This is a genomic window from Imperialibacter sp. (genome assembly GCF_040222815.1).
Taxonomy (GTDB): Bacteria; Bacteroidota; Bacteroidia; order Cytophagales; family Cyclobacteriaceae; genus Imperialibacter.
The window spans coordinates 14,424-27,410 of the sequence record NZ_JAVKCH010000057.1 but is presented as its reverse complement, the minus strand read 5'-3'; the positions used below and the strand labels follow the sequence as shown (position 1 = coordinate 27,410).

At 46.0% G+C, this 12,987-nt stretch carries 8 protein-coding genes; 2 read left to right on the top strand and 6 right to left on the bottom strand.

The genetic code is table 11. From position 1 onward, the window contains the following. Positions 1-16 precede the first annotated feature (16 nt). From RIF36_RS26165 to RIF36_RS26150, 4 genes are all read right to left on the bottom strand, one after another. Positions 17-580 carry a DUF1573 domain-containing protein gene (locus RIF36_RS26165; protein WP_350127765.1) on the bottom strand — a complete coding sequence of 188 codons (564 nt, stop codon included), beginning with the start codon at positions 578-580 and terminating at the stop codon, positions 17-19. A 160-nt stretch (positions 581-740) separates the two neighbouring features. After that, entirely contained in the window at positions 741-1,037 is a 297-nt protein-coding gene (locus RIF36_RS26160; protein WP_151997673.1) for a YtxH domain-containing protein, read from the bottom strand. A gap of 9 nt (positions 1,038-1,046) precedes the next feature. Continuing rightward, positions 1,047-2,225: a transcription antitermination factor NusB gene (gene nusB, locus RIF36_RS26155; RefSeq protein ID WP_350127762.1), complete on the bottom strand. Its 1,179-nt coding sequence runs from the start codon at positions 2,223-2,225 to the stop codon at positions 1,047-1,049. A 47-nt stretch (positions 2,226-2,272) separates the two neighbouring features. Continuing rightward, positions 2,273-3,373, bottom strand: coding sequence for a Glu/Leu/Phe/Val dehydrogenase dimerization domain-containing protein (locus RIF36_RS26150; protein ID WP_350127759.1), 1,101 nt, complete (start codon positions 3,371-3,373; stop codon positions 2,273-2,275). A 174-nt stretch (positions 3,374-3,547) separates the two neighbouring features. Between RIF36_RS26150 and RIF36_RS26145 the strand changes: the two genes are divergently transcribed. Then, a complete protein-coding gene (locus RIF36_RS26145) occupies positions 3,548-5,335 on the top strand; it encodes an ABC transporter ATP-binding protein (RefSeq protein ID WP_350127756.1) in 1,788 nt (595 codons plus the stop codon). 142 nt (positions 5,336-5,477) lie between these two features. Here the strand turns inward: RIF36_RS26145 and RIF36_RS26140 are convergent, their stop codons facing one another. Together RIF36_RS26140 and RIF36_RS26135 are read right to left on the bottom strand one after the other, a co-directional pair. Further along, on the bottom strand, positions 5,478-6,203 hold the full coding sequence (locus tag RIF36_RS26140; protein WP_350127753.1) for a response regulator: 726 nt from the start codon (positions 6,201-6,203) through the stop codon (positions 5,478-5,480). A 113-nt stretch (positions 6,204-6,316) separates the two neighbouring features. Next, the gene (locus RIF36_RS26135; protein ID WP_350127749.1) at positions 6,317-8,566 is read right to left on the bottom strand and encodes a tetratricopeptide repeat-containing sensor histidine kinase; all 2,250 of its coding nucleotides are present in this window, start codon (positions 8,564-8,566) and stop codon (positions 6,317-6,319) included. A 172-nt stretch (positions 8,567-8,738) separates the two neighbouring features. Here RIF36_RS26135 and RIF36_RS26130 point away from each other — a divergent pair, with 172 nt between their 5' ends. Further along, positions 8,739-12,965 (top strand): cadherin domain-containing protein, encoded by a 4,227-nt coding sequence (locus tag RIF36_RS26130; protein WP_350127746.1) that lies wholly within the window; start codon positions 8,739-8,741, stop codon positions 12,963-12,965. Positions 12,966-12,987 lie beyond the last annotated feature (22 nt).

The window sequence follows — 12,987 nt, the reverse complement described above, 5'->3', positions numbered from 1 at the left end:
GATTGTTTAGGTATAATTATTTTTTAACAGGGCCATCTGCGGCGCCAGTTTTTGGAGCAACAACTGCCTTGATATTGAGACGAGACAGCTTAGGTGCGGTATTCGCAGTGATGCTAACAGTTTTGTTCTGCACACCCGGCTTGTTGCTACTGTTGAATTTGACCTGTATTTCGCCTGTTCCACCCACTGGAATAGGCTCTTTAGGCCAAACTGGCACGGTGCAGCCGCAAGAAGCTGAAGCATTTGATATAATCAAAGGTGCTTCACCAGTGTTAGTGAATTTGAACACGTGTTCGGCGATCTCACCTTCTGTGATCGTGCCAAAATCATGGGTCTCTTCGGCCCAGGTAAAAACCGGTGCCGGCCCTGATGGCACTTCTTCTTCAAGCGCAGTTTGCTGAATTGTAGGGCTGGCTGTAGCCGCCGTGGAGGCTGGTCCGCTTCTGGCTTTGCCGGCTTCCAATTCTGCAACACGACCTTCCAATCTGGCCAGACGGCCTTCCATTTCGGCATTTGAGCAGCTAAATCCTACTGCCACTAATGCTCCAAAAACTAATACGTTAACTACTGACTTCTTCATGACTATGGTATTTTGAAGGGTTAGTAAAATTCTGTTAGGAACTTCAAATTTAGTATAAACAATGAATAAAACGGAATGGGCAGGTTAAAGATTCCCTATTACACGAAAGGCGAAAAGCCCTTTGCAGAGGAGAATTTAACCAATCTTTTCCCGGGTCGTACTATTTCTTTCTGATCTGACCGATGAGCTCATCCACATCGTCAAGCAGTCTTTCTGCCTTTTCCTTGGCGTCGTTGATGATCCTTTCTCCTTCGGATTTCGCTTCGCTCTCCACCAGGCCTTTGCTCTCCATCAGCTCATCAATCAACTCCTGAAGTCTACCTTTGTATTTGTCGAGCTGGAAGGAAAGCTTGTCCCTCGTGTTAGTTCCCTTATCGGGAGCATATAAAATACCTAGCACCGCTCCTGTGGCGGCTCCAGCCAAAAATGCTATTAAGGTACCAGTAGTCCTGCTCATAGTATATCTCTATTTGTTATCAATTAATCCTCTTCCACTTTTCTTTATAACGCCTTTCGCTGCCAAATCGTTGGCCAATACATCTAATAATCCGTTGACGAACTGCTTGCTCTTTGGCGTGCTATAGTTTTTTGAAATCTCAATAAACTCATTTATCGTCACTTTTACCGGTATTGAAGGAAAATGAACCATTTCTGCGATGGCCATTTTCAAAATCACCTTATCAATAAGCGCAATTCTATCGATTTCCCAGTTTTTTGATTTTTCGGCAACAATGGCCTCATACTCTTCATTATTGGCAAATGTTATTTTAAACAGGTCACGGAAATAGTCAAGGTCGTCTTCCAGGTTGGCAGAAAGCTCCAGCAGTTGGAAGGGTTCGCCCTGACCCTGATACGCCTTGATCGTTTTCACCGCAAGGCTCTTTACAATGCCGCTGTTTTCTTCCCAGTACAAGTCTTTCTCGTCCATGAAGGTTTGAATGGTTGGATGCTTGAAAAACAGCCTTTTGACAATGTGCAAAACGACTTCTTTGTCTTGCTCCAGCGTTGGATTTGAAAGTAGCTGGTAGGCTTTGTAGGCCTCGTCCGCTTTCAGAATGTCCTTGTACCAGATACTTGTGTCGTCTCTGTAAGCTGACCAGCTAAGCGACCGTTGGCCAAGCTGCTGCTGCAACGGTTCGAAGTCAAGAAGGGCCTGCACAACCTTGTTGTCGGCCAGGTTGTAGTCATTGGCCACAACAATTTTTTCGGACGACAGATTGCCTAGCTGCTTTCTTTTCTCCTTCGATACATGGAGTGCAAACTCCACAGGCAACATCAATGCCAGGTAGTAAGAGTCGTGGATGCTATCCACGTCTTTCAGCATGCGGCTTTGGAAAGCCTCCTTGTCTTTTTTGACCTGATTCCTGAAGTAGGTGACGGCATCTGCCACAGATTTCCTCATCTCATCATCCGCTTCAGCAGGATATTGGATAACGTCATTCTTATGCTGCTCGGCGAAGCAAGTTTGCGCTATCTTTCCTTTCTTCCTGAGAAGTTTGGCGTCCTGAGGCTCCATACTATTCAAATCTGGCTGAAAGTAATCAGTGATTTGCTGATTGGCGATTTCAAAGTCTGAGATGATACTTTGCTCAAGAGCAAAATATGACTGCACGGCTTTGATCCGAAGGGTTCTTCTGTTTAGCATTTCCCAATAAAAAAAGAACGAAAAGTTTTATTTAAATTTCTATTAAACTAGTAAGATAACTTGATCTTACCAATATCATTGATCCTGTTAATGGCTATTTCCATGGCTGATTCCTGAGGCGTAATGCCTTTTTTCTCTGCCAGGTCAAATACCCTGAGAGTTGTTTCAAATATCCTCTCTGTTTGCTGATACACTACGTCCCTGTTATAGTTGCCTATCTGCTCGTAATAAACATTGGTAATGCCGCCGCCATTGATAAGAAAGTCTGGTGCGTACAGGATTCCTTTTTCAATCAGCTTTCTGCCATGCTTCAGCTCTTCTGCCAATTGATTATTGGCGCCACCAGCAATCATGGCACATTTCAACCGACCGATTGTGTCGTCATTTATCGTAGCGCCTAAGGCACAGGGCGAATAGATGTCAACGTCCAGATCGTAAATGTCGTCAACAGGCACCACTGTGGCTCCGAAATTGTCCACTGCATGCTTGAGCTTCTCTTCATGAAAGTCGCAAACAAATATTTTTGCCCCTTCTTTTGCGAGGCGTTCCATGAGGTAAGTAGCTACATGGCCCGCTCCCTGCACGGCCACTTTTTTTCCTTTCAGTGAATCGCTGCCATACACTTTTTTGGCTGTTGCTTTCATGCCCATGAACACACCAAAGGCCGTAACCGGAGAGGGGTCACCACCACCACCCATCGACTCCGGCACGCCGGTTACGTAGGGAGTTTCCATTCTGATATATTCCATGTCACGTGTAGACATGTTCACGTCTTCAGCTGTCCAGTAGCGGCCGCCCAGTCCATGCACAAACTTACCAAAGCGGCGCATCAGGACTTCGTTTTTGATTTTTTTGGCGTCGCCAATAATCACTGCTTTTCCGCCACCAATATTAAGCCCTGCAATAGCTGACTTAAATGTCATTCCCCTCGACAAACGCAGGGCGTCGTTAAGGGCATCCTCTTCAGAGGCGTAATTCCACATACGGGTACCGCCTACAGCAGGCCCCAAAACTGTGTTGTGAATGGCAACAATGGCCTTTAAACCTGTTGCCTTGTCGTGGCAAAATACCACCTGCTCATGCTCCAACTCCGACAGCTGGTTGAAAATACCCATGCCGGTGGTTTTCAATTCTGAAGTTTCGATCATCACGAAGATAAAATAAGGTCACATGTTGTTATTTGGGTTCAAAGCTTTCCCTACTTTTGACAAGAAATGTCGGAATTGCGTTTGTAGCCACAAAGCTACGTTTTTTTTAGGTTGCGAACCAAGGTATTCACCAGCCCAATGAACCATTTACCCAAAGTCTCGTTTTAAGATTCAGTGAAAGATCTAGCAGCAATAAATAAGTATCTCCTCAAATATAAGTACCACCTGATTCTGGGTACTTTGTTCATTATAATTTCCAATGTGTTTGCCATCATTCCGGCCTACCTGGTAAGGCAGGCTTTTGATATTGTGCAGCGGGGAATCAGCCTGCACAGCGCATTTCAGGGCCTTGAGTTACAGTCGGAAACCTACGATTTGTTTACGTCCAGCATCTTCATTTATGGATTTTTTATTCTGCTGATGGCGCTGCTTCGGGGCGTGTTTTTGTTTTTCATGAGGCAGACAATTATTGTGATGTCACGCCTGATAGAGTATGACATGAAGAACGAGATTTACGCTCACTATCAAACCCTTCCGCTGAGCTTTTATCGCCGAAACAATACGGGCGACCTGATGGCAAGAATCTCTGAGGATGTGAGCAAAGTGCGCATGTATATTGGCCCTGCCATCATGTATGGAATCACGCTCTTCACCCTGTTCGTTATGGTGATTCCATTCATGTTCAGCATCAACCCGAAGTTGACCCTTTATTCTCTGCTGCCTTTACCTGTGTTGTCGATCAGCATCTACTTCGTTAACAACATTATCAACAAGCGTTCGGAAGAAATTCAAAGGAGTCTTTCTAATCTTTCAACTTTTGTGCAGGAGGCTTTCTCTGGTATAAGAGTGATTAAGTCGTTTGTGAGGGAGCACGATTTTGATGATAAGTTCAACAAGGAGAGCAATGAGTACAAAGACAAATCGCTACAGCTCACCTTCGTGAATGCGCTGTTCTTTCCTCTGATCATGTTTTTGATCGGACTTAGCACCATCCTCACTGTATATATCGGATCAATTGAAGTGATGGCGGGAGCGATCACCACAGGTATCATCGCTGAGTTTATTATTTATGTAAACATGCTCACCTGGCCTGTGACTTCGCTGGGCTGGATTACCAGTATCATCCAGCGGGCAGCGGCGTCTCAAAAGCGGATCAACGAGTTTCTGGATACAAAGACAGAGATTGTTTCGACACTCAATGTGAAGCAAGAAATCAAGGGAGCAATTAAGTTCGAAGATGTGTCGTTTGTGTATCCCGATTCCGGCATCAAAGCGCTGAGTCACGTTTCATTTACAGTGGATCCCGGGGACTCATTGGCGGTGATTGGCACCACAGGGTCGGGCAAGTCGACCATTGCCAACCTCATTTGCCGCATGTACGATGTGAATCAGGGGCAACTAAAAGTGGATGGACACGACATAAGGGCCTACAATGTTCAGCATTTGCGTGGGCAGATAGGCTATGTGCCGCAGGACGTGTTCCTCTTTTCGGATACGTTGGCCAACAATATTGCTTTTGGTGGCAACGATCACAACCGGGATCAAATAGTAAAGGCTGCTGAAGATGCTGACCTTCTCGAAAACATAAAGGGATTCCCGGCCGGGTTTGAAACGAAGATAGGAGAAAGAGGCATTACGCTGTCAGGTGGGCAGAAGCAGCGGCTGTCTATTGCCCGGGCCATTGTTCGCAACCCGCAGATTCTTATTCTCGATGATTCGCTTTCGGCTGTGGATACAAAAACCGAGAACTCCATTCTTCAGGCGATGAAGCGCATCATGCAAAATCGCACCACCATCATTATTTCCCACAGGGTGTCGTCAGCAAAGCTAGCGAACAAGATCATCGTGCTGGACGACGGTGAGATCAAAGAGTATGGTGTTCACGAGTCACTACTGGCTCAGGGCGGCATTTACAAAGAGCTTTACGAGAAGCAGTTGCAGACGGAGGAGAGCGAGGGGTAGGGCATTTCGTCACCTTGGCTCGATCTATTTTGTCTGGAGTTTTGAGCAATCCCTGACCCAAGTCTTTCCCTGTAGAATATTGTGGTTGCCTTAAGGATTCTCCGGAGTCCTTTTTGCGCATTATTTGCTGACGAACAGCGTCTCAAATTGACAAGAACTTACTTTGAAATGCGTCCTGAAATGAACGGCTTATTCTTATTTCCTGATCGCCCAGCCATACACTATGATTTTCAAATGAGTCTACGTGGTGAATATTGACTAAGGCCGACCTGCTCACCCTAACGAAGTCCTGGCTATTGAGTTTAGTTTCGAAAGTATGTAGACTCATTGTCAATAGATGGATTTTCTCCACTGTAAATACCTTACAGTAACTTCTTTCAGCCTGCACATACAATATGTCCCGAAGAAGGATTTTGATATAATGTTTATTCACTTTGAGAAAAACCGCATCTAAAACCAAATGCTCTGTTGGTGAGGTAGTTATGGTGCTTGCCTGTGGTTGTTTCGAAAAGTTATCAATAGCCAGGTCGATGGCAAAGCCGAGGTCTTTTTCAACAAAAGGCTTCACTAGGTACGCAAACGGGTGTGTCTTTTTAGCCCTTTCAAAGGTAGTGTTGTCGGAGTACGCCGTTAGGTAAATAATGGGGACTAATTGTATTTTGCTAACTAACTCAGCCGCCTGTATGCCATCCATGGGGCCGTCGAGGTTGATGTCCATGATAATGAGATCCGGAGCCAGGTCGTGCACTGCTTCCAGTGCTGCCTTCCCGGTCTTTACCCACTTTACTACTTCATAACCCAGATCACCCAGGCTGAGTACAATGTCACTAGCAACAATGGAGCTGTTTTCGACTACAAGAATTTTCATGCCATGAACTTTTGCCAAAAATTGAAGACTAAAACGCCACAAGCCTAAATGAACTTGTGTTATGGCTCGCCGATTGAAGTAATGATAATTTACGAAAAAATATTGAATTCAGCTTATTCCAGGGAAGAGGGTTGGCTCGATTTTCTGGCAGAATGTAAACTATATTTAAGAATAAAGACCTTTACCGTTGTTCCACGAGCTCTTATAAATTCAACATTTCCATCCAGCTCCTCGACCAGAGATTGAATAAGTCCGATTCCAAAGGATTTAACCTTAGTCGGATGTAAGCCCTCATCGGGAATCCCGATGCCGTTGTCCTTAACCACCAAAAGAAGCTTCCTCCCTTTTTTCTCAAACTTAAGAGAAAGACAATTTTTTCTACTTTTCTTAAAAGCATGTTTAAAACAATTGCTTACCAATTCGTTGACAATCAGCCCTATAGGTAATGCGGTGTCTACGCTAAGGTGCAATTCTTGTAGATTGTAATTTAACTGAATTTCGCTATCGCTGTAGCCATGTGAAGAAATCAGGCCATCGATCAACTTTTTGATGTAACTGTCTATCTGTATGCTGGAAAAACGGTCGTGCTGGTAGAGGCATTGGTGGATTAGCGCCATGGCTTTCACCCTGTCACGCCCCTCAAGTACAGCATTCTGGGCCTTTTTGTCTGTTAGCTGACGTGATTGGAGCTTGAGTAGGCTGCTGATTACCTGGAGGTTATTTTTTACCCGATGGTGAATTTCGCCTAATAGCACGTCCTTTTCCTGGTTCTTAAGCGCCAACTCTATCCTTTGCTGATCGATAAAGTCTCTTTGAGAGCCGAGCTTTCTAACGTACTTCTGACGTTTGTAATAGGCGAAACCAAATAAGAGTACTGCTATAGATACCAGTCCTACCATAAGTTCCCGTTGGAAGAGCTTCGCTTTTTGGGCCGTATTTTGGGCGTTCAATAGTTCTATTTCCTTGTTCTTCTTTTCTGTGTCGTATTGAACCTGTAGTTGAGCTATCTGTAACGAGCTTTCGCCATTAAATAGTCTATCCTTTAAGGCCGTGTGTTCTTTCATATAGAACATTGCTTGCTCATGGTTCCCGATGGCGGAGTAGAGCTCCGAGAGTAGTTCAAAGCTATTGAGAATGGAGACCACGACTTGCTTTTTCTCCGATTCAGTCAGCGATTTATGGGCCAATACGAGGGCCTCGTCAGCTTGACCAAGCTTCATTAAATATCTTGCTTTTAGCGACCAAAGTTTGATACAAAAGGGATTGTAGGCCATCCCTTCTACCATTGCCAGGGATTGATCCAGGTAGGCCAAGCCTTCAGGGTATTTCCCCATAAGAAAATAGAGGCGGGCCAAATTTCCCCGAATAATTGAAACACTATGCCTCGTGCCTATGGAGTCCCAGATGGCCATCGCCTCAAGAAATACCCGCTCTGAGTCCAGGTAGTTGCCGCTTTCCCTTAATGCCTCACCCAGCTCGTGGAGATGCCCGGCGTACTGATTCATTGTACCCGATTTTAGCATTTCCTCTGCCCCTAGCCGCAGGAAGTACACTGCCGAATCGTACTTTTTGTTATTGTAGTAAACGCTCCCGATATTATTAAGGCTCGAACCCAGGTCTCCATTTTTCTTCTTTCTCTCTTCCGTCAATACCTTCTTGTGGTAGGCAAGGGCCTCTCGAAGCGCCCTGTCTCTAAAAATTTCGCCTCCGAAGTTGTAGAAGTTTGTTCTACTCGTAAAACCAGGAATCGTGTTGCGAATTTCGAGGGATTTGGTAGCGTACTTGATTAATTCGGGAAAGTTGGCGAGCTGATGGTGAACAAGGGCTATGTTGTCAATGTTGTGGGCCATCTTTCTTTTGTCGCCTAGTCTTTCATTGATCGCCAAAGCCTTTTGGTGGTAAAACAATGCCGAATCGTAGGCGGTGTGATAGTGGAAACACAACCCCAGATAGGAGAAGTTTTTGGCCAACATGGATGAATCGTTGAGCAATGCGAATAGCCTGATGGATTTGTGGTATTTGCTTTCGGCTTCTGCATAATACCCATTTAGCCAGCGTTCTACTCCGTATAAAAAATTGGCCCTGGCAACTCCCTTTTTGTAATCCAGGGCGCTTGAATATTTAAAAGCAGAATCCACATAAGCTGGCGTCATCCAAATATTCACGTCTTTGATTTCCTCTGCCAGGGTCAGGTACACTTCAGCTTTCTCCAGCCCGCTGATTGGCCTGTCCAACCTGCGCTTTAAACTGTCAAATTTACTTGTAGTCTGAGACCAGGCAGGCATCACAAAGGCCAGATGAAAAATGGTAGCGAACGACCATCTCACGAGGAATTTGTAAACATACCATCTAAAAAACCTCATTTGCAAAGTGATATTAGTTGCTCGGATTTCCACTCGGAAAAGAAAACACTCCACTCGGAAAAGCTTTCCCTCAGCTCGCAAAAATAGTTTGATTTCGATTTATATACGATGCTAATTCCCTTATAATCAACGAGTTTAATTTAGCGATGTTTCTGGTTTAAACCTTTGGGATATGATAAAAATTACGAAAGCTTCACGGCGCTCCATCCCGGTAATGGTAGTTGCAGCGCTGATTTTTTTTAGTGAATCGGCATATTCGCAGTGGGCGCAATCACCTGGGCCGGAGGGGGGTGATATTGTTGACATTAAACTAATTTCAACGGAAATCTGGATTTCCGCTACCCGATACGGCGGCGTTTATAAAACCTCCGACAGTGGCGACAACTGGACACTCGTAGGCGATGACATACTAGGAGTAGAAGCGACTGGCATAGCCACCCTGGGAACGAACATTGTAGTAGCTACAGAGAACGGAGTGTATAGATCGGCGGACACTGGTGATACCTGGGCGTACGCCAACACTGGCTTAACCGACACTGAATTGCTAAGCGTGGCAACAATTGGAAGTGAATTTTGGGTTGGTTATACCGGAGGTATCTCTACCTCAGCCGATGGATCATCATGGTCAGCTTTGGGGACTGGCATAGCCAGTAGTTCAGAGATTAATTCCTTTTCACGGGATGGATCAGACCCTGATCTACTCGCAGCCGCATCCGATGAAGGTCTGTATATGACCACAGATGGAGGTGCGACGTGGGGTACAGTCAATGTAACGGGTGCACCCTCTCAGGATTTTTCTTCTGTCTCCTTCGGCTTCCCTGATGAGCTGGTAGTTACCGACTTCCAGGGTGGCTCGTTTTTCAGCGACGACGCTGGCACCACCTGGAATGCTGTTGGTGGCTTGTCGCCGGAGGGTTTTTACCGTGTATTTCGGGGCCCCAATGGAGTTTATGCCGGAACAACCGACGGCCTCTTGCTTTTTGCCTTTGAGGGCTCCACCTGGGTACAAGCTTTTGAAGCCTTTCCCACCAATATAAATGTCACGAGTTTTTATGCTGCAGACGTGTCCATGATTGGTACCACTGGCGGTGTTTTTAGGAGCGTGGATTTTGGAGATAGTTGGGTGGAAATAAATTCTGGGATAAATGCTCATAAGGTTACTGATTTCAAAGTTTCAGGATCAGACTTATACGCATCTACTTATGGAGGTGGCGTTTTTGTAAGTAGCGATAATGGAACAACCTGGACAGCTAAGAACAATGGGTTGGCTGGACTTGGATTGGCGATTTTGACCTTGCACAGCGAAATCTCGCTTATTCTGGCGGGAACTGCCCATGGTGTTTATAAAAGCACGAATGATGGGGACTCCTGGACGGCGGCAAATACCGGTCTCAGTGGGCTGCCCATCTCAAAAATCATTGCTCACGGCGATGACCACTATGCACTTGAGCTTTTGGGGGGTGTCAAAAAATCGACAGATGATGGAGTAAGTTGGACTGGGGCAAGTGGGACGACGGGTAATGAGATCAGTGGCATACCAGTTACGTTGGCAGAAGATGGCGTCAATTTATATACTGGCAACTTCTTCGGTGACATCGTTTCCAAGTCTTCGGACAGTGGCGACACCTGGACAGCTGCCGATAACGGAATCACCAATACGAGCGGTTTCAATACAGCCACCTACATTTATGCCCTGGGTGGGAGCATATATACATCTACTGCTGAAGGTTTTTTTAAATCTGCCTCGCTCGGAGATTCCTGGAGTGCAGCGGGAACAGGTCTTCCAGGGGCGGTAGCAGGGCATGCTCTCTTAAGCCTGGAAGCGTTGTTTTTTTCTGTGGAAGGAAGCGGCGTATATATGTCAGATGATCTGGGCGACAATTTTACAGCCTACAATACAGGTCTCAATAATTTATCGACAGGCCCTCTGGTTGTAAAAGCATCAACCCTATTTGTGGGCACCAATGGTAGCGGTGTTTGGGGCGATGGGGTCACATTCACACCAAGCAGCGCCCCAGATGCGCCAGTGGCTCCCACATTCGGCACCATTACGAATAGCTCCATTGTAGTTAATTGGGCTGCACCCAACGACAACGGCAGCGCCATCACAAGTTATGTGCTTGAGCAGAAATTGGGAAGTGGCGGAGACTTTGCAGCAATATTTACCGGAGATGCGCTGACTTTTGCATCCACCGGCCTTGCTTCCAATCAGGAGTATTTTTACCGTGTCAAAGCCACAAATGCTATTGGCAGTTCGTCCTATTCTTCAGAAGCTAGTGCAACCACTTTGGCCGGGCCACCGAGCACACCGGCGGCTCCAACCTTTGGTGCCGTCACTTCCGCTTCGATCGTGGTCAACTGGGCGGCACCTGCTGATAATGGCAGTGCTATCACCAGCTATGTGCTTGAGCAAAAGCAAGGGGTTGGAGGAGCATTTTCGGAAGTATTTAATGGTAATGGTCTGACCCACACGGCTACGAGCCTCACCGACAATCAGGAATACTTTTACCGGGTAAAGGCAGTAAATTCCGTTGGATCATCCGATTTTTCAACTGAAGCAAGTCAGGTAACAACAAACAATGTTGCACCAACAGTTGTGTCATTTTCACCAGCCAACAACGCCGTAGCAGTAGAAGTTGAGTCAGCCCTGGTTTTAACATTTAATGAGAGCATTCAGAAGGGAACCGGTAATATCTATATCAAATCGGGAGTCGACGGGGCAGTGGTGGAAACGATTGATGTAACCTCAGACAAGGTCACCATTAGCGGTACTGCGGCGACATTGCAGCCCGGAGCTAACTTGCCTTTTAGTACTTTGCTTTATGTTTTAATCGACAATACTGCGTTTGAAGACCTTGAAGGTGCTCCCTATGCGGGCATCAGCAGCACCAGCGTTTGGCGTTTCACTACCAAGGACGAGTTCGGCCCACCAGGCAAACCGGCAAGCCCGACGTACGACAATATTACTTCTAAATCAGTGAGGGTAAATTTTGTGAAGCCGGAAGATAATTGTGGGGGTTGCGAAATGACTTACACCGTCTTTCGCAGCCTTGGGGGCGTAAATATTAAAAACGAAAACGGAGGAAACTTCAACGCCGACACAGGAACGCTTACTGTTGGTGGCCTTTCACCCGATACCGAATATGCTTTCGCCGTTACAGTGACAACAGAATACGGTTCAGCCTCCTCCGATCCAGCGTCAGTAACAACAAAAAGTAACGGAGTACCGGTTATTGAGGCTCAGTCTTTTACCATTGATGAAAACAGAAGCAACAGTGAGGTTATCGGGCTTATTGCAGCCTCCGATCCAGATGACGATATATTAACGTATTCAATTACTGCTGGAAATACGGGAGATGCCTTTACTCTGAATGGCGTCAATAGCCTTTATGCGCATAACTCAACAGCACTTGATTACGAAACTAATCCGGTGTTTAATTTGACCGTCGAGGTTAGCGATGGCAGGGGAGGAACATCAAGTGCCATCGTCACAGTTAATCTAAATGACCTGGGCCCTGCAATCGGCGATCAGACATTTACCATTGATGAAAATGCCCCAGAAGGGACGACTGTCGGAAACCTTGTTGCCACGACAGGTGATGGTGAATTGACTTTCGCCATTTTGGACGGCAATACCAATGATGCCTTTACGGTATCCAAGCTGGCGCCATTTATTTCTCGCTTAACCGTTAATAACACACTAGCACTTGACTTTGAAGTCACGCCATCATTTAGTCTGACAATGGAAGTCAGTGATGGACAAGGCGGTACGGCTACTGCCATCGTCACAGTCAATCTCAACGATGTGAATGAGGTTGTAGAGCCCGAAAACTCGCCTCCAGTGATTGCAAATCAAAGCTTTTCGGTACCGGAAAATTCGCCAGAAGGGATTGGTTTGGGAACTATTGCTGCTTCTGATCCAGATGATGACCCCCTCACTTACTCGATTAGCTCCGGAAATGTGGGCGATGCTTTTGAAATAAACTCAAGCCACGACCTCATTGTCAAGTCTTCAGCAGCACTTGACTTCGAAACTACCCCTGTTTTCGAGCTGGTGGTGGAGGTGAGTGATGGCGAATTGTCGGCGTCGGCTACCATTACAATAAACCTGATTGATGTCGAGGAGACCGAAACCGGAGTCGAAGATTTTTATGACGGCAGAATTAGTATCTACCCGAATCCAACCAAAGGTATAGTGACTATCACGTCGCAAGGGGTAAAGCTGAGTCACTTCAATTTTAAGGTTGTCAATGCAGCGGGGCAGGAATTCCCAACACTAGTAGAACACCACGAGGCAAAATCTGTGACAGTTAATTTACTTGATAGTCCGGCGGGCATCTATTTTTTAGTGACCGAAATAGAAGGTGCAATTGTGGTCAAGAGGCTATTCAAAAACTAAGACAGGATCTATTGTCGTTGTC

Coding starts and splice junctions, on each gene's coding strand:
- RIF36_RS26160 (WP_151997673.1), bottom strand. CDS start 1,037: ATGAGCAGGACTACTGGTACCTTAATAGCATTTTTGGCTGGAGCCGCC.
- nusB (WP_350127762.1), bottom strand. CDS start 2,225: ATGCTAAACAGAAGAACCCTTCGGATCAAAGCCGTGCAGTCATATTTT.
- RIF36_RS26135 (WP_350127749.1), bottom strand. CDS start 8,566: ATGAGGTTTTTTAGATGGTATGTTTACAAATTCCTCGTGAGATGGTCG.
- RIF36_RS26150 (WP_350127759.1), bottom strand. CDS start 3,373: ATGATCGAAACTTCAGAATTGAAAACCACCGGCATGGGTATTTTCAAC.
- RIF36_RS26165 (WP_350127765.1), bottom strand. CDS start 580: ATGAAGAAGTCAGTAGTTAACGTATTAGTTTTTGGAGCATTAGTGGCA.
- RIF36_RS26140 (WP_350127753.1), bottom strand. CDS start 6,203: ATGAAAATTCTTGTAGTCGAAAACAGCTCCATTGTTGCTAGTGACATT.
- RIF36_RS26130 (WP_350127746.1), top strand. CDS start 8,739: ATGATAAAAATTACGAAAGCTTCACGGCGCTCCATCCCGGTAATGGTA.